Origin of the sequence: Sulfurospirillum diekertiae, assembly GCF_002162315.1 — a bacterium.
GTDB lineage: Bacteria > Campylobacterota > Campylobacteria > Campylobacterales > Sulfurospirillaceae > Sulfurospirillum.
On the sequence record NZ_CP021416.1, the window covers coordinates 2,829,637 to 2,847,296 of the forward strand.

General features: G+C 41.9%; 10 protein-coding genes, 2 tRNA genes and 4 rRNA genes. 1 reads left to right on the plus strand and 15 read right to left on the minus strand.

Annotation, left to right across the window (positions count from 1 at the left end; genetic code table 11):
• Nucleotides 1-54 precede the first annotated feature (54 nt).
• The 6 genes from Sdiek1_RS14525 to Sdiek1_RS14550 all read right to left on the minus strand — a co-directional run bounded on the left by Sdiek1_RS14525 (nt 55) and on the right by Sdiek1_RS14550 (nt 7,370).
• A 16S ribosomal RNA gene (locus tag Sdiek1_RS14525) occupies nt 55-1,563 on the minus strand.
• Nucleotides 1,564-2,136: 573 nt separating this feature from the next.
• A 5S ribosomal RNA gene (gene rrf / locus Sdiek1_RS14530) occupies nt 2,137-2,252 on the minus strand.
• Nucleotides 2,253-2,386: 134 nt separating this feature from the next.
• Nucleotides 2,387-5,300 (minus strand): 23S ribosomal RNA (locus Sdiek1_RS14535).
• Between the two features lie 319 nt (nt 5,301-5,619).
• Nucleotides 5,620-5,695 (minus strand) — tRNA-Ala (locus tag Sdiek1_RS14540).
• A gap of 1 nt (nt 5,696) precedes the next feature.
• Nucleotides 5,697-5,773 (minus strand) — tRNA-Ile (locus Sdiek1_RS14545).
• Nucleotides 5,774-5,861: 88 nt separating this feature from the next.
• Nucleotides 5,862-7,370, minus strand: a 16S ribosomal RNA gene (locus Sdiek1_RS14550).
• Together the 16S, 23S and 5S rRNA genes with 2 tRNA genes alongside form the textbook arrangement of a ribosomal RNA operon.
• 390 nt (nt 7,371-7,760) lie before the next feature.
• On the opposite strand from Sdiek1_RS14550, the gene Sdiek1_RS14555 reads away from it, so the two are divergent.
• Nucleotides 7,761-8,468, plus strand: a complete 708-nt coding sequence (locus tag Sdiek1_RS14555) for a Bax inhibitor-1/YccA family protein (protein ID WP_087439762.1) — start codon at nt 7,761-7,763, stop codon at nt 8,466-8,468.
• Between the two features lie 78 nt (nt 8,469-8,546).
• On the opposite strand, the gene Sdiek1_RS15375 is transcribed toward Sdiek1_RS14555, so the two are convergent.
• The 9 genes from Sdiek1_RS15375 to Sdiek1_RS14595 all read right to left on the minus strand — a co-directional run bounded on the left by Sdiek1_RS15375 (nt 8,547) and on the right by Sdiek1_RS14595 (nt 17,647).
• On the minus strand, nt 8,547-8,855 hold the full coding sequence (locus Sdiek1_RS15375) for a rhodanese-like domain-containing protein (protein ID WP_238099044.1): 309 nt from the start codon (nt 8,853-8,855) through the stop codon (nt 8,547-8,549).
• Between the two features lie 98 nt (nt 8,856-8,953).
• Complete coding sequence (locus Sdiek1_RS14560) at nt 8,954-9,760, minus strand: rhodanese-like domain-containing protein (protein ID WP_238099047.1); 807 nt, start codon at nt 9,758-9,760, stop codon at nt 8,954-8,956.
• 17 nt (nt 9,761-9,777) lie between these two features.
• On the minus strand, nt 9,778-11,043 hold the full coding sequence (locus tag Sdiek1_RS14565) for a polysulfide reductase NrfD family protein (RefSeq protein ID WP_238099049.1): 1,266 nt from the start codon (nt 11,041-11,043) through the stop codon (nt 9,778-9,780).
• Entirely contained in the window at nt 11,015-11,698 is a 684-nt protein-coding gene (locus tag Sdiek1_RS14570) for a 4Fe-4S dicluster domain-containing protein (RefSeq protein ID WP_238099051.1), read from the minus strand. The genes Sdiek1_RS14565 and Sdiek1_RS14570 overlap by 29 nt, the downstream gene beginning before the upstream one ends.
• A gap of 2 nt (nt 11,699-11,700) precedes the next feature.
• Nucleotides 11,701-14,124 (minus strand): molybdopterin-containing oxidoreductase family protein, encoded by a 2,424-nt coding sequence (locus tag Sdiek1_RS14575; RefSeq protein ID WP_087439763.1) that lies wholly within the window; start codon nt 14,122-14,124, stop codon nt 11,701-11,703.
• A 357-nt stretch (nt 14,125-14,481) separates the two neighbouring features.
• Complete coding sequence (locus Sdiek1_RS14580) at nt 14,482-14,871, minus strand: hypothetical protein (protein WP_151897997.1); 390 nt, start codon at nt 14,869-14,871, stop codon at nt 14,482-14,484.
• Nucleotides 14,872-15,086: 215 nt separating this feature from the next.
• Nucleotides 15,087-15,998: a LysR substrate-binding domain-containing protein gene (locus tag Sdiek1_RS14585; protein ID WP_087439765.1), complete on the minus strand. Its 912-nt coding sequence runs from the start codon at nt 15,996-15,998 to the stop codon at nt 15,087-15,089.
• A gap of 42 nt (nt 15,999-16,040) precedes the next feature.
• Nucleotides 16,041-16,361 (minus strand): hypothetical protein, encoded by a 321-nt coding sequence (locus Sdiek1_RS14590; RefSeq protein WP_087439766.1) that lies wholly within the window; start codon nt 16,359-16,361, stop codon nt 16,041-16,043.
• Between the two features lie 68 nt (nt 16,362-16,429).
• Nucleotides 16,430-17,647: a rhodanese-like domain-containing protein gene (locus Sdiek1_RS14595; protein WP_087439767.1), complete on the minus strand. Its 1,218-nt coding sequence runs from the start codon at nt 17,645-17,647 to the stop codon at nt 16,430-16,432.
• Between the last annotated feature and the right edge of the window lie 13 nt (nt 17,648-17,660).

Genomic DNA, 17,660 nt, shown 5'->3' on the forward strand with positions numbered 1-17,660 from the left:
TCCTTAGCAGTTCTCGCCGGAGCACCATTGTGAGATAGTGTCCCTATACTCTAGAAAGGAGGTGATCCAACCGCAGGTTCTCCTACGGTTACCTTGTTACGACTTCACCCCAGTCGCTGAACCCACCGTGGTCGGTAACTAGTTTAGTATTCCGGCTTCGGGTGAATTCAACTCCCATGGTGTGACGGGCGGTGAGTACAAGACCCGGGAACGTATTCACCGTAGCATATCTGATCTACGATTACTAGCGATTCCAGCTTCATGGAGTCGAGTTGCAGACTCCAATCCGAACTGAGACTAGGTTTTAAGATTTGCTCCACTTCGCAGTATCGCGTCTCTTTGTCCTAGCCATTGTAGCACGTGTGTAGCCCTGGCCATAAGGGCCATGATGACTTGACGTCGTCCTCACCTTCCTCCTCCTTACGAAGGCAGTCTGATTAGAGTGCTCAGCCGAACTGTTAGCAACTAATCACGAGGGTTGCGCTCGTTGCGGGACTTAACCCAACATCTCACGACACGAGCTGACGACAGCCGTGCAGCACCTGTCTCTAAGTTCTAGTAAACTAGCACTCCCGTATCTCTACAGGATTCTTAGGATATCAAGGCCAGGTAAGGTTCTTCGTGTATCTTCGAATTAAACCACATGCTCCACCGCTTGTGCGGGTCCCCGTCTATTCCTTTGAGTTTTAATCTTGCGACCGTACTCCCCAGGCGGCACACTTAATCTGTTAAGTGCATTACTGCAATGACTAGCATCGCAACAACTAGTGTGCATCGTTTAGGGCGTGGACTACCAGGGTATCTAATCCTGTTTGCTCCCCACGCTTTCATGCCTCAGCGTCAATAATGTTCCAGTAGATCGCCTTCGCAATCGGTATTCCTAGTGATATCTACGGATTTTACCCCTACACCACTAATTCCATCTACCTCTCCCATATTCTAGGTAACCAGTTTCGAGAGCAGTTCAACGGTTGAGCCGTTGGATTTCACTCTCGACTTGATTTCCAGCCTACGCATCCTTTACGCCCAGTGATTCCGAGTAACGCTTGCACCCTCCGTATTACCGCGGCTGCTGGCACGGAGTTAGCCGGTGCTTATTCATAAGGTACCGTCATTATCTTCCCTTATAAAAGGAGTTTACACACCGAAATGCGTCATCCTCCACGCGGCGTTGCTGCATCAGAGTTTCCTCCATTGTGCAATATTCCCCACTGCTGCCTCCCGTAGGAGTCTGGACCGTGTCTCAGTTCCAGTGTGCCTGATCATCCTCTCAGACCAGGTATGCGTCATTGCCTTGGTAGGCCATTACCCCACCAACTAGCTGATACAATAAAGCCCCATCCTTTAGCAATAAATCTTTCCCAACTTATCTTAGGATAAGTTGGAGTATGGGGTATTAGCAGCCGTTTCCAACTGTTGTCCCCCACTAAAGGGCAGGTTAGCTATATATTACTCACCCGTGCGCCACTAACTTAATAAGCAAGCTCATTAAGTCCGTTCGACTTGCATGTGTTAAGCACGCCGCCAGCGTTCACTCTGAGCCAGGATCAAACTCTCCATAAAATTTATGAAGTGTTCTTCATTTGACTTAAAGTATCTCTTTTTTAATAAAGAGTTGATAATCTCTTTTTTCGCGTCACTGACTAAGGTCGCTTATTTAGATTTCAAAGATTGAATTTGACATTGTTAAAATGGTAATGAACGTGAAGCTTGTCCCCTACTTTGGGTACTTCTCTTTAACCCCGCTTTCTCAAACGAGGACGAAATTATATATCCTTGCACCTTACAAAGACATTAAACTCGATCAAAAAAACAATAATAGATTGTAAAATATTCTTCATATCCTATATAACTCAAATATCAATATTATTTTTGCATACTGATAACTCATAATTATAAAAAAAACCGAAAACAAGAAGAAAAGATTTGAGTTAAAAATGTAAATATTATGGTCATAATAAAAAAATACTTTTACGAGGAGTAAATCAATGAATAATGTAAAAGAGAGGATATATTTAAGGATATAGATTAGTATTTATTGGATGAATAGAGAAGCTATATGTTGATTAAGAGACAAGGGGGATACCGCCTTTGAATAAGACGAGATGAAGGAATCATTGTAAAAAAGAATCACGGAACTGGCAGCGACCTACGTTTCCATCCCAGTAAGGGAAAGTATTATCGGCGATGAAGAGCTTAGCTTCCTGGTTCGAAATGGGACAGGGCGTTTCCTCTTCTCTATAGCCACCAGAATCGTGAATTAAATCTATGTCGTATTATAGCGAAATAGGCTTAATTCACCATTCTTGGGTGATTTTAGTATTGTCTAGTCAACAAAGCGCTTTACACTTAATAAGGAAGTGAAATAGCATTATCATACGTAATAATATGTAAGCCAAACGACCTATTAGTACTGGTCAGCTAAAGGGCTTTCACCCATTACACACCCAGCCTATCAAACATGTAGTCTTCATGAGGTCTTCAGGGAAAGTTAATCTTGGAGTTGGCTTCCCGCTTAGATGCTTTCAGCGGTTATCACATCCGAACATAGCTACCGGGCGATGCTCTTGGCAGAACAACCCGTACACCAGTGGTTCGTTCAACCCGGTCCTCTCGTACTAGGGTTAACTCTCCTCAACTTTCCTACGCCCACGGCAGATAGGGACCGAACTGTCTCACGACGTTCTGAACCCAGCTCGCGTACCGCTTTAAATGGCGAACAGCCATACCCTTGGGACCTGCTCCAGCCCCAGGATGCGATGAGCCGACATCGAGGTGCCAAACCTCCCCGTCGATGTGAGCTCTTGGGGGAGATCAGCCTGTTATCCCCGGGGTACCTTTTATCCTTTGAGCGATGGCCCTTCCACACAGAACCACCGGATCACTATGACCGACTTTCGTCTCTGCTCGACGTGTATGTCTCACAGTCAAGCTGGCTTGTACCATTATACTCTGCGAACGATTTCCAACCGTTCTGAGCCAACCTTTGTAAGCCTCCGTTACTTTTTAGGAGGCGACCGCCCCAGTCAAACTACCCACCAGACATTGTCCTGAACATAGATAATATGTCCCAGTTAGCTATCAGAATAAAGAAGAGTGGTATCTCAACAATGGCTCAAGTACAACTGGCGTCATACTCTCAAAGCCTCCCACCTATCCTGCACATCTTTATCCCAACAGCAGTGTCAAGCTATAGTAAAGGTCCACGGGGTCTTTCCGTCTTGCCGCGGGTAGGAGGAATTTTCACCTCCACTACAATTTCACTGGATTCCTGGTCGAGACAGCTCCCATCTCGTTACGCCATTCATGCAGGTCGATATTTAATCGACAAGGAATTTCGCTACCTTAGGACCGTTATAGTTACGGCCGCCGTTTACTGGGGCTTCGATCAATGGCTTCGCTTGCGCTAACCACATCAATTAACCTTCCAGCACCGGGCAGGCGTCACACCCTATACATCCTCTTACGAGTTAGCAGAGTGCTGTGTTTTTGGTAAACAGTCGGGAGGGACTCTTTGTTGCAACCTTTTCCGCTTTCGAGAGCAAGTCTCTATACAGAAGGAGGCACACCTTATACCGAAGATACGGTGCTATTTTGCAGAGTTCCTTAACCAGGTTTCTTCCACGCGCCTTAGAATACTCATCTCACCCACCTGTGTCGGTTTACGGTACGAGCAATTACAGATATACTTAGAAACTTTTCTTGGCTCGACGGCATCAACGATTCACCATCCACTCCGAAGAGCATCAAGTGCCTGTCAGGTCTCGAATAAAAGATTACGGATTTGCCTGTAATCTAATCTACACCCTTCGAACAACTATTCCATCAGTTGCCTCGTTTAGCCCTAAGCGTCCTTCCATCGCGCTCTATAATTGGTGTTGGAATATTAACCAACTTTCCATCGTTCTACCCCTTTCGGACTCGACTTAGGTCCCGACTAACCCTACGATGACGAACATCGCGTAGGAAACCTTGGGTTTTCGGCGAACGGGATTCTCACCCGTTTTATCGCTACTCATGCCTGCATACTCACTTCTAGCCGCTCCAGCGCTCCTTACCGGTACACCTTCAATGCTGACTAGAACGCTCTCCTACCACTCTATTAAAAATAGAATCTACAGCTTCGGTGGATAACTTTAGCCCCGTTATATTTTCCGCGCAGAATCGCTAGACCAGTGAGCTGTTACGCTTTCTTTAAAGGATGGCTGCTTCTAAGCCAACCTCCTGGTTGTTTGAGCAACTCCACATCGTTTTCCACTGAGTTATCACTTTGGGACCTTAGCTGGTAGTCTGGGTTGTTCCCCTCTTGACGACGCATTTTATCACCCGCCGCCTGACTGCCATGATTACATATACGGTATTCGGAGTTTGATAGGGTTTGGTACCTTGGTATAGGCCCTAGCCCAATCAGTGCTCTACCCCCGTATATTACAACATGACGCTATACCTAAATATATTTCGGAGAGAACCAGCTATCACGAAGTTTGATTGGCCTTTCACCCCTATCCACAAGTCATCCCGAGACTTTTCAACGTCAATGAGTTCGGTCCTCCACTAGCTCTTACACCAGCTTCAACCTGCTCATGGATAGATCACTTCGCTTCGGGTCTGCAGCATCTGACTAATTCGCCCTATTAAGACTCGCTTTCGCTACGGCTCCGAGTTTTCTTAACCTCGCCAGATACCACAACTCGCAGGCTCATTATGCAAAAGGCAGTCCATCACCCTGATAAATCATAGGGCTCTGAATGATTGTAAGCAAATGGTTTCAGGTTCTATTTCACTCCCCTCACTGGGGTTCTTTTCACCTTTCCCTCACGGTACTGGTTCACTATCGGTCTGTAAGTAGTATTTAGGGTTGGGAGGTGGTCCTCCCGGCTTCAGACAGAATACCACGTGTTCCGCCCTACTCAGGATACTGCTAAGATGAATCTAGATTTCGTATATGGGACTATCACCCGCTATGGTTAACCTTTCCAGGTTACTCTACTACCTATCATCATTCTATAACGCAGTCCTACAACCCCAGATGCAAGCATCTGGTTTGCCCTCTTCCAAGTTCGCTCGCCGCTACTATCGGAATCTCTATTTGATTTCTCTTCCTCTGGCTACTGAGATGTTTCACTTCACCAGGTTCGCTCCCCGCAGGGTAACTGACATTCCTGTCAGTTGGGTTGCCCCATTCGGAAATTTGCGGATCAAAGCTTCTTGACAGCTCCCCGCAACTTATCGCAGTCTAGTACGTCCTTCATCGCCTCTTACAGCCTAGGCATCCACCATTCGCTCTTAATAGCTTACCTATTTGTATTCTAATGCACATTTCACTCCCTTATTAAATGTAAACCATCTAACAAGTTGTAAATTGTTTTTTTTGCGTTTTGTTGACTTTGACAATAATAAATTAAATAACATCTCTATGTTCTTTCATCAGATAGCAAAGCTATCTTAAAGAACCAAACCTAAAGTACAACGCAAAGCGTCGTATTCTAAATTATAGAACATAAACTTAGACTAAAAAGTCTAATATAAAAACAACCGCAATTGTTCTTATATTAGACCTTGTGTCCTCATCTTCACTAACAATGTCTTGATACAATTCTTTTACCACTTTTTAAAAAATGGTGGAGAATAGCGGGATCGAACCGCTGACCTCCTGCGTGCAAAGCAGGCGCTCTCCCAGCTGAGCTAATTCCCCATGGTGGGCTTAAGAGGACTCGAACCTCTGACCTTACCCTTATCAGGGGTACGCTCTAACCACCTGAGCTATAAGCCCCTCTTTCATTCAATCTCTCAAAACTAAATAAGCTTCCTTAGCAGTTCTCGCCGGAGCACCATTGTGAGATAGTGTCCCTATACTCTAGAAAGGAGGTGATCCAACCGCAGGTTCTCCTACGGTTACCTTGTTACGACTTCACCCCAGTCGCTGAACCCACCGTGGTCGGTAACTAGTTTAGTATTCCGGCTTCGGGTGAATTCAACTCCCATGGTGTGACGGGCGGTGAGTACAAGACCCGGGAACGTATTCACCGTAGCATATCTGATCTACGATTACTAGCGATTCCAGCTTCATGAAGTCGAGTTGCAGACTTCAATCCGAACTGAGACTAGGTTTTAAGATTTGCTCCACTTCGCAGTATCGCGTCTCTTTGTCCTAGCCATTGTAGCACGTGTGTAGCCCTGGCCATAAGGGCCATGATGACTTGACGTCGTCCTCACCTTCCTCCTCCTTACGAAGGCAGTCTGATTAGAGTGCTCAGCCGAACTGTTAGCAACTAATCACGAGGGTTGCGCTCGTTGCGGGACTTAACCCAACATCTCACGACACGAGCTGACGACAGCCGTGCAGCACCTGTCTCTAAGTTCTAGTAAACTAGCACTCCCGTATCTCTACAGGATTCTTAGGATATCAAGGCCAGGTAAGGTTCTTCGTGTATCTTCGAATTAAACCACATGCTCCACCGCTTGTGCGGGTCCCCGTCTATTCCTTTGAGTTTTAATCTTGCGACCGTACTCCCCAGGCGGCACACTTAATCTGTTAAGTGCATTACTGCAATGACTAGCATCGCAACAACTAGTGTGCATCGTTTAGGGCGTGGACTACCAGGGTATCTAATCCTGTTTGCTCCCCACGCTTTCATGCCTCAGCGTCAATAATGTTCCAGTAGATCGCCTTCGCAATCGGTATTCCTAGTGATATCTACGGATTTTACCCCTACACCACTAATTCCATCTACCTCTCCCATATTCTAGGTAACCAGTTTCGAGAGCAGTTCAACGGTTGAGCCGTTGGATTTCACTCTCGACTTGATTTCCAGCCTACGCATCCTTTACGCCCAGTGATTCCGAGTAACGCTTGCACCCTCCGTATTACCGCGGCTGCTGGCACGGAGTTAGCCGGTGCTTATTCATAAGGTACCGTCATTATCTTCCCTTATAAAAGGAGTTTACACACCGAAATGCGTCATCCTCCACGCGGCGTTGCTGCATCAGAGTTTCCTCCATTGTGCAATATTCCCCACTGCTGCCTCCCGTAGGAGTCTGGACCGTGTCTCAGTTCCAGTGTGCCTGATCATCCTCTCAGACCAGGTATGCGTCATTGCCTTGGTAGGCCATTACCCCACCAACTAGCTGATACAATAAAGCCCCATCCTTTAGCAATAAATCTTTCCCAACTTATCTTAGGATAAGTTGGAGTATGGGGTATTAGCAGCCGTTTCCAACTGTTGTCCCCCACTAAAGGGCAGGTTAGCTATATATTACTCACCCGTGCGCCACTAACTTAATAAGCAAGCTCATTAAGTCCGTTCGACTTGCATGTGTTAAGCACGCCGCCAGCGTTCACTCTGAGCCAGGATCAAACTCTCCATAAAATTTATGAAGTGTTCTTCATTTGACTTAAAGTATCTCTTTTTTAATAAAGAGTTGATAATCTCTTTTTTCGCGTCACTGACTAAGGTCGCTTATTTAGATTTCAAAGATTGAATTTGACATTGTTAAAATGGTAATGAACGTGAAGCTTGTCCCCTACTTTGGGTACTTCTCTTTAACCCCGCTTTCTCAAACGAGGACGAAATTATATATCCTTGCACCTTACAAAGACATTAAACTCGCACTGCAACTAATTGGTTTTTTTATTCCTCTCAAGTTGATTAATTTTTCGTTTACTCTCTTTCCATATAATAGACAATTCACAAATTGCATTTCATCTTATTAATTTGATAAAATGCGGTTTGATTTTACGTCTTTTGAAGGAGAATTACATGGGACTATATGACAGAAATTATATACAACACAATGCACAAGAGAGTGCCTATGAACAGACAAAGGTCAATGAAAGCTCTATGGGAGTTTTTATTAAACAGACCTATCAACTGTTTGCTGCATCACTGCTTGCTGCAAGTGCTGGCTCTTATGTTGGAATTGGTATGGCAAAAACCATCTCTTCTTGGTATTTAGGCCTTGTCATTTTAGAGTTTATCTTCTTATTTGGACTTTTTGCTGCTAAAAAGAAAGCTGGACTTAATATGATTTTGCTTTTTGGTTTTACATTTATCAGTGGACTAACACTCGCGCCTTTGCTATCGCATACATTAGGAATGCCAGGCGGTGCTAGTATTGTGGCAAATGCCTTTATTTTAACAACCGTTGCATTTGGTGGACTTTCAGTATTTGCGATGAATACCACAAGAGATTTTTCAGCAATGGGTAAAATGTTATTTATTACATTAATTGTGATTGTAGTTGCAGGCATCATAAATATCTTTTTCCACAGCCCAATTTTACAATTGGCTATTGCAAGTGTTAGTTCTATTTTATTTAGTGCATTCATTCTTTACGATACACAAAACATTATCAAAGGTGCGTATGAAACACCTATTGAAGGTGCAATTGCATTGTATTTGGACTTTTTGAATCTCTTTATTTCATTGCTTCAAATTCTTGGAATTTTTGGCTCACGCGACGAATAAGCTTTCGATTAGGCATAAAAAAGGGGGACGAGGGGATTCAATTCCTCCGCCCCCTTTTTTTATTTACATGTAAAACTATTAACCTAAAGGTTCATTGACCTTAATCTCACATGTACCACTTTTATCACATTTGATATTCGCATCAAAGTAGAAGATCTTACTCACATCAACTTTGGCATTTTTAAGTTTCAAGAAAGCTTCCATCGATCTTCCGCCTGCGGAGCAGTTCATAATCACCACTTTACCTTTTGGAAGTTTTGCAGCAAATTCTGTGGCACTCAGTTTCCCTGCTTCGATATTGATAGCCCCTTTTATATGGCCATTGGCATATTCTGTGGCACTTCGTACATCGATAACAGCCACATTGGCTGGTATTTTATCACTCACAATGAGTGCTTTATACCATTCACCGTCTACGGTTCCTTCATCTTCTCCTAGTTTAATACCTTCGACGAAGGCATCTTTTTTAGGAGTTGGGGCTACGTCTACTTTTTTAGCGCCACCGGCTGTGGTTTGGAGTCCAGCTTCTTTCCATTCTGGGTATCCACCGGCATAGACACTAATTTTTGATAACCAAACTCTTGGAGTTTTTTAGCTAAGTTATGGGATTTAGCACAATTATAACCTTCACAGAAACTTATAATCGGTGTTGTTTTATCTATGGGCAAACGACCTTTGAGTGTATCAAGCTCTTCATCACTCATATACATTGAACCAGGAATTGTTCCTGCCATATATTTTGCATAAGGTCTTGCATCCATAAAGAGAGCTTTATTATTTTTGAAAATAGCTTGTGCTGCTGGTAAACCTATCTCTGGATAGTTTTTAACTATCCATTCAGGTTCACCTGCTTGGTACAATTTAACATTGGTAAAGCCATGTTCTTTCAGGTAGCCTGCAACGATTGGGCTTTTTTCACAATCCCAACCACCACAGAAAACAATAATCTCTTTATCTTTAGCGACTTTATCCAGTTGACCAATATATTGATCAATTTGAGTATCAGGAATATTCAAGCTTGATGGAATCGTACTTACTAAATATTTTGGATTGGGTCGTGCATCAATCAAGAGGGCTTTAGCGCCATCTCTTGTTCCGTTCCCTATAGCGACTTTAACGTAAGCATAATCCACATTCTCTAGTTTAAACTTCTCCATCAACTCTTTTACATGTAAAGTTGGTTCATTCAACACTTTTGCACTAGGGGTTGCACTGGTTTCGGGTTGATTCGTACATCCTGCTAGCAACAATCCTGCTACGATCAGGCTACTGGCGAATACTCTTATTCTCATTGTTTCTCCTTTGGGGTTTAATGGTGTTCTCTTAATTCATTCACAGAAAAAAGCGTATCAAAAAGCTTATAAATCATAATCACCACGCCCACAGAGCCAACAACGATAAAGATCTCTCCTAAGTGTGGTGCGACGTAATTAAAAGATTTAGACAATGCATAAAAATCGTATTTTTCATACCCAAGTCCAAAACGGTTGGACATAGGATTGGCATTACCTCCATAAACAAAAAGATACCTTCCCACAAAGCCACCGATGACCACAGAAATAGAAGCAACTAGTGTAAATATAGGCTGTCGTGCCTTAACAATACATAAAAAGGGGAGTGCCAATGTCAAAAAGATGTATCCCGTAAAATAGACATAACGAAATGGGCCAAAAAGAATCAAAAATGCCCAATCTTTATCGACCGTCATATAACCAAAAATTTCATAAAGACCTAGCAGAGAGACAAAAAACAACATGGCTCTGCGAATAATATCCATTAATCCTTTGTATTCTGTTTTACTGCGGTGAGCGAAGAAACTGATGATTCCCATAATGCCTAAAGACGAGACAAAAGCAGAGATAATAAAAAATAAAACGTCAAAAAGGGAAATTCTGTCCAGAGATGACGTGCCGTATTCATAGAAAAGTTTCGCTTGAATATAATACTCAATCAAGTCAACCCCAATGCTTAACACTAAAATAGGTAATGCCAAGCGTTTTGCCCACTCTCGTTTATGAGTTAGAACCAGATAAATTTCAAATAAAACAAACGGGATATAGGTACAATAAAGTGGCAACATCAACCACATGCCTGCATTAAGATTGGGTGTCAGTACCATCCAAACCATATTGAGCATATTAAGATCGGTTGCAATTGTAAAGAGTCCTGCAAACACCATCGAAATTCCGATGACCATGAAACCTGCTGCTGCTTTAGCGATAAGATTAAAATTCATCAACTCTGCCAATGCGACCAAAAAGATCACTCCACTCCCCGTATAAATCATGTACATGTAATTGACAATGAAAAGCGTCCAAGGGATATTACGATTGACCTCGCCGACATCTCCGAAAACGGCTAAACGCATCGCCTCTTTCAGAGCGGGATCGGTTGGGTTGAGCCCTGAAGCATGCGCATTAGCAGCTGCACTAAAATAGCGTACATCAAAAATTTCATAAATGCCAATACATGCAAAGACTAGAAGAACATAGCCTAAAAGCATCGTTTTATTGAGCAACAGTTGAACGATACTGATCTTGTTAATATCAAGACCTGCAAACCTTATTTTTTCCATTCTGTACTCCTTCGATTGCGAGCTTGATCATACATGGGTTTAATCTCTTCCCATGTGTGAATAATCGTATTATGCGAAACACTCTGCTTAGCATAGGCTTCATCATTGGGTAAAATATAAAAAAGTTTTTGGAAGCGTTCCTGTATGTTCTTTTTTGAAAGAAGAAGCGTTTTGTTTTGAGAAGCTTCACAATATCGCTATTTTCATCATCCAAATCACCAAAGGTTCTCACTTTAGTCGGACACGTCGCTTGACACGCGGTCGTACCGCCTTCCACCAATGAGCGGTGATCGCAAAATGTGCATTTATCCACAGCAACCATCGTGTCATCCACAAACCGTGCATCATACGGGCATGCTTCCATACACCCTTTGCATAAAATACATTTATGTGCATCTACTTTGACAATACCTCCCTGTGCAAAATGGCTTGCGTTGGTAGGGCACACACTCACACACGGTGCATCAATACAGTGGTTACATTGCGACGGATAGAGATTGGCAAAGGGTTTGCCAAAAATGGTTCCTTCCACCACACCGATCCAAATACGTTGTTTATCCGCACCCAACTGAACGCCATTTTCCTCTTTACATGCAACCTCACACGCTTTGCAGTTGATACAATTTTGATAATCTAATGCCATTGCATAATTCATCTTCACACCCTCCTGATCGATACGAGCGTTTCGTGCATATTGGCACATCCGTGTACCGGCTCAATCGTATCTTCAATAATTTCATTATCACTCGCACCATTGCGATGCGCAAACGTTAGTCCTTCTGATTTTGCGCCAAATCCATGAATATAAAAAACGCTTTGTGGTACAATTTTAGGAGTTGGATAGGCTTTAATTCGCACATGTCCTACGCGGCTTGTCACTTCAACCGTATCTCCAAACTGAATGTTTAACGCTTCGGCTTCTTTGTCATTGATCCACAAATAATTCTCACGCATCAGCTCTAGGAGCATGATGTTATTTTGGGTTGCATTTTGGGTGAACTGTGCATGGCGCCCTGTAATAAATTTAAATTTGCCTGCTGGAACGTTTACATACTCTTCATCCCTCCACACGGGCATAGGATCAACGCCTTTGGCTGCCATACTGCCCAAAAAGCATTCAACTTTTTTATTAGGAGTGTTAAACGAGCGTTTAAGATCGGCGACATCCACAGGATTGACACAAATATCGTGCAAAAAGGCGTCAGGATCGTACTCTTCTTCAAGCTTCAATACAGAGTAAAACTTTTTATCTTTAGGGTAGTATTCATACGTATTGTTATCAATCTTTTTAAAGTAGGTAAGCATATTGGGATAAAAAACACCCTTCTCACGTAAGACTCCCCACGCCTCTTCACCATATTTTTCAACAAACATATGTTTGTTCGTCTCTTCTTGATCGTGCATAAAAGGCTCTGCTAAATCAAAACCATTTTCGTCATAGAACTCATCTTCTGGTGTATCTTCAAGCTCTTCTTGCACATCTTCATCATATTTTTTGGTAATTTCCCACAACGGTTTTGAAAGTTTTTGGGCTAAGCCTCGCATAATTTCATTCACCGGTTTACTCTCATACATAGGCTCAATCACTTTTTCACGTATCGCGATGGAGGGCTCAATCCCTGCAAACGACTGCACGGGATCTTCCCTCTCTAAGTAGGTACACTCTGGTAAAATAACATCTGCTAGCATTGCTGTATCACTTGGCATTGTATCGATTACAACCACCAAATCCATCTTTTCAAACATTGTCCGAGTTTTAGTAGAATTTGGTACCGAGAGCATTGGATTTTGTTTATAAACAAACATCCCACGGATTGGATAGGGGGATTTGCCCTCTTCGACCATATTGCGCCATCCTACCCATGTGCCTGTTGCACCGACAACCGCGGCTAAATTTTTATCGATTCTAGGTTTCGCGTTGGCATACATTGGAGCGGTGGTCGTATGCTCACCCAATGGAAGTTTTTTACCAAAAACAATGCCACCTTTGACATCGATGCCACCGCCAAGTGCTGTAAAAAGTGCCATAGCGCGACGCAGTTGAAAATCATTTTTAGACCATGTCGTGCGTCTTCCTTGGTAATAAACCGATTGAGGTGCATTTGCCATAAAATCATGGGCGATTTTACATATCGTTGAAGCAGGAACACCTGTAATTTTTTCTGCCCATTCAGGTGTATATTCACTCTCAATGATATGCTTTTTGTATTTATCAAAATCAACAAAGTTTTTGGCAACATAACTGCGATTGTAAACTTGATCGATAATCGCAACATACGTCAATGCTAGCACAAACGCCAAGTCGGTTCCTGGACGAATTGGGACATAGGTATCAGCGTGCATTGCGGTATTGGTAAAGCGTGGATCGACCACAACCAGTTTCATACCACGTCCACGGGTGCGTTTAAACATATCCATCGTGTCAGGCGTTAAAATCGCTTCGGCGCGATTCGCTCCTGCCATAATGACGTACTTCGCATTTTCCAAATCCGCTTGTCCATAACCACCGATAGTTAATGTATAGCCTGAAACAGCGGTTTGCAAACAAATGGTTGAGTGGTTAAGGAAATTGGACGATCCAAATTTATCGGCCATAAAGGTTTTAAAGGTGTGTTCTGCCAACCCTTCCCCTGCGCAATAGCCAATGCAGGAACGGTTGTCTTTTTCTTCTTCTAAAATTTTGACCAATTTGTCTTTAATATACGCATTCGCCTCTTCCCATGTCGCACGTCTGTATTTGCCATCGCCTCTCTCTCCGGTACGAATTAAAGGGTATTTGAGTCGATCGGGATCATACAGGGCATGAATACCTGCTGCTCCTCTGGCACAGAGCATATTACGAGATTTAGGGAAATAAGGATTGGGATCTAATTTTGTTACAATACCATTACGTACATGCGCAATCGCCGCACATTTATTAACACACATTTCACAGATGGTTGGAACTTCCTTCATTAGTGTCACTTGAGGTTTCTCTTTTGAGCTTGCAAGAATGGTTGACGAACTAAGCGCCGTTCCACTTGCAATACTTAAGGCGACACTGCCTTGAAGAAATCTCCTTCGTGAGATCTCTACTTTCATTCGTTTTCTCCACTTCAATTTTTAAACATTAGGTTTGACAAAACCTACTGAAATAACCATTTCATGGATACATTGTAAGGAGAGTTTCTTTATATTATTATTAAACAAAATCATTTTTATAAGTTAAATGAATTAAGATGAGAGCAGAAGCCCGATGTAATCGCTTATAAAAAAAATAAATAAATTTTATAATTTTATTTAACTTAGTAAAAAAAAGTGTGCTTTTTTAGAATATTAGTAAAAAAATAATGACATTTTTGAGATTTCTATACCTATTTTTAAATATTCTAAGATACCGCTAAGAGGGGTAAGGTTGTAGGAAGAGGCTAAAGATGTTAGCCTCTGATGGTGAAATCTCTATTTTTCACCTGGTTCTTTTGTGCAGTTAGCACCATCTCCTTTGATGACCACTCGCACACGCTTCTCTTTTCCTTTTTGCTGCTCGTTTTCATACAGAAGCTCCCGTATTTCACTTTGAAATGATTCGATACAGTCTTGGCTATTTTTAGTCGTATCCAAAATCAGCACTTTCTCTTCTTTGGGATTTGAAGATGCACTCTTCTCTTTTGCGGTAGCCTTTTGGATAGAAGCATTTAGATCACACTCCTCTTCTAAAAGTGTATTAATTTTTTGCGTTAGCGCTTCAATGGAGTTATTTTTATCATCGGGTTTGGCATAAAGAATTTTAGTAATCTCATTTTGAAACACTTCCGTACAATCAGTTCGACTCTGGGGATTAGCACTCATCAACAATGAAGCCAACAATGGTAAACTAAATATAACTTTTTTTCATTTTATCTCCTTTTTTTTAACTATTATATACTATAATTATAAAAATATTTACTTTTATTGATATTAAATCTTTACATGTAAAGTTATATGATTCAAAACGAGACGCTCATAAAAAAGAGGAGGAAGGGAATGAGAGAGAAAGGAGCGTTTAGACTGCTCCTTGAATGGTGTTAAATTGAGGGTTTAATATCTTGTTTTCGGGTAATAAAATCAAGTGTACTTGCGATCAGCGCATCTTGAATACGGTCTTTGAGATAGCAGATATAAAATTTTCGCATCAAATGAATACCTTTGATCGTGCCGATATGTAATCTTCCTGCTTGCACGTCATCTTCAACCATGTATTTGGAAAGAATGGAAACCGTTGGAGCACCGTTGATGTCAGCTTTGAGGAGTGTTTGTTTGATGGTCATTGCACTGTTGGCGATATTTTTAATCGTAAAATTTTTACAATCCACATCTATTTTATGAAATGTCTCATAAATAATTTTACGCGTGTTGGACTCCTCTTCGCGGCAAATCCACTGCAAATCAAAGAGCTCTTCTTTTTTTAAAATACTAGGAAGCGGCGATCTGCTGACAACAACCAGCTCATCTTCCATCCATTCACGATAGAAAATATTGGGATGAAAGGTAGGAGACTCGATGAGTGCTAGATCGACTTTTCGGTTCACCACAAGCTCGGTTAGCTCAACGGAGCTGTTGACTTTGACCATCACTTGGTTGGAAATCACCTCTTGAATATCGTTGAGAAACTCAGGTAAAATATAATTTCCAATCACAGGAGAAGCGCCTAGAATAAAGAGTATCTCTTTATTAACCAGACGCAGAACCTCTTTTTCCGTAATCAAAATTTGCTTTTCAAGGCTGAGCAACACTTGAAAAAGTTCTTCGCCCTCTTTGGTAAGGTTAATGCCACTCTTTTTGCGATCCACGATGGGAATGTTCAAATAATCTTCAAGGAATTTGATCTGTTGCGTAACGGCAGGTTGGCTAATTCCAAGCTTTCTAGAAGCTTTTGAAAAACTTTTTTCTCGCACAACGGTTAAAAACGTCTCTATCTTCGCAAAATCTTTAAACATTCACATCCCTATTTAAACAGTTCTAAATCCATCTCACAACCATCAATAACACAAAGCCGTATTGCCACTATCGCTCGCAAAATGATAGAGAAAATCGTACAGGTGTTTAAGAGAAGCATCGGTTAATGGCTTTGCATCAGGACATAAAAGCAGCATCTCCGCTTTAAGTGTTCCTGCTTCATAAAAGTGTTGCCACTCGTTTTGCGTATGTTTTTTAGCCATCACATTTCCACTAAAACCACAGACCGTACGCATCTCTTTTTTAAAAATATCTGCACCCATCGTTGCATCCGCTAAAAGGGGTGGTGCAAAACAACCAAACGCCACATAAGCGCTTAGCAATACATTTGTAAATTTTACCATGTTTTACCTCTTTTAGTGTAAGCGATCAGAGCGTTTCATCTCTGATCGCAGCTTTACATGTAAAACTATTAACCTAAAGGTTCATTGACTTTAATCTCGCATTTACTGCTCTTATCACATTTGATATTCGCATCAAAGTAGAAGATCTTACTCACATCAACTTTGGCATTTTTGAGTTTCAAAAATGCTTCCATAGATCTTCCGCCTGCTGAGCAGTTCATAATCACCACTTTACCTTTGGGTAGTTTTGCAGCAAATTCTGTTGCACTTAGTTTTCCTGCTTCGATATTGATAGCCCCTTTTATATGTCCATTGGCATATTCTGCGGCACTTCGTACATCGATAACAGCTACATTGGTTGGTATCTTATCACTAATGATCAGTGCTTTATACCACTCACCATCTACGGTTCCTTCATCTTCACCTAACTTTATACCTTCAACAAATGCATCTTTCTTAGGACTTGGAGCGACATCTACTTTTTTAGCACCGCCTGCCGTGGTTTGGAGTCCAGCTTCTTTCCATTCTGGGTATCCACCGGCATAGACACTAATTTTTTGATAACCAAACTCTTGGAGTTTTTTAGCTAAGTTATGGGATTTAGCACAATTATAACCTTCACAGAAACTTACAATCGGTGTTGTTTTATCTATGGGCAAACGACCTTTTAGTGTATCAAGCTCTTCATCACTCATATACATTGAACCAGGAATTGTTCCTGCCATATATTTTGCATAAGGTCTTGCATCCATAAAGAGAGCTTTATTATTTTTAAAGAGGGTTTGGGCTGCTGGTAGACCTATCTCTGGGTAATTTTTAGCAATCCATTCTGGTTCACCTGCTTGGTAAAGTTTGACATTGGTAAAGCCATGTTCTTTCAGGTAGCCTGCAACGATTGGACTTTTTTCACAATCCCATCCACCACAGAAAACAATAATCTCTTTATCTTTAGTGACTTTATCCAGTTGACCAATATATTGATCAATTTGAGTATCAGGAATATTCAAGCTTGATGGAATCGTACTTACTAAATATTTTGGATTGGGTCGTGCGTCAATCAAGAGTGCTTTTGCTCCCTCTCTTGTTCCGTTCCCTATAGCGACTTTAACGTAAGCGTAATCCACATTCTCTAGTTTAAACTTCTCCATCAACTCTTTTACATGTAAAGTTGGTTCATTCAACACTTTTGCACTAGGCGATATTGTTGCCTCAGGTTGTTTCTCTGCGCATCCACTCAACAACAATCCTATTACAACGATACTGCTCGCTAAAATCCTTATACTCATCTTCTCTCCTTTT

Coding starts and splice junctions, on each gene's coding strand:
- Sdiek1_RS14585 (WP_087439765.1), bottom strand. CDS start 15,998: ATGTTTAAAGATTTTGCGAAGATAGAGACGTTTTTAACCGTTGTGCGA.
- Sdiek1_RS14570 (WP_238099051.1), bottom strand. CDS start 11,698: ATGAATTATGCAATGGCATTAGATTATCAAAATTGTATCAACTGCAAA.
- Sdiek1_RS14565 (WP_238099049.1), bottom strand. CDS start 11,043: ATGGAAAAAATAAGGTTTGCAGGTCTTGATATTAACAAGATCAGTATC.
- Sdiek1_RS14560 (WP_238099047.1), bottom strand. CDS start 9,760: ATGAGAATAAGAGTATTCGCCAGTAGCCTGATCGTAGCAGGATTGTTG.
- Sdiek1_RS14555 (WP_087439762.1), top strand. CDS start 7,761: ATGGGACTATATGACAGAAATTATATACAACACAATGCACAAGAGAGT.
- Sdiek1_RS14595 (WP_087439767.1), bottom strand. CDS start 17,647: ATGAGTATAAGGATTTTAGCGAGCAGTATCGTTGTAATAGGATTGTTG.
- Sdiek1_RS14590 (WP_087439766.1), bottom strand. CDS start 16,361: ATGGTAAAATTTACAAATGTATTGCTAAGCGCTTATGTGGCGTTTGGT.
- Sdiek1_RS14580 (WP_151897997.1), bottom strand. CDS start 14,871: ATGAGTGCTAATCCCCAGAGTCGAACTGATTGTACGGAAGTGTTTCAA.
- Sdiek1_RS14575 (WP_087439763.1), bottom strand. CDS start 14,124: ATGAAAGTAGAGATCTCACGAAGGAGATTTCTTCAAGGCAGTGTCGCC.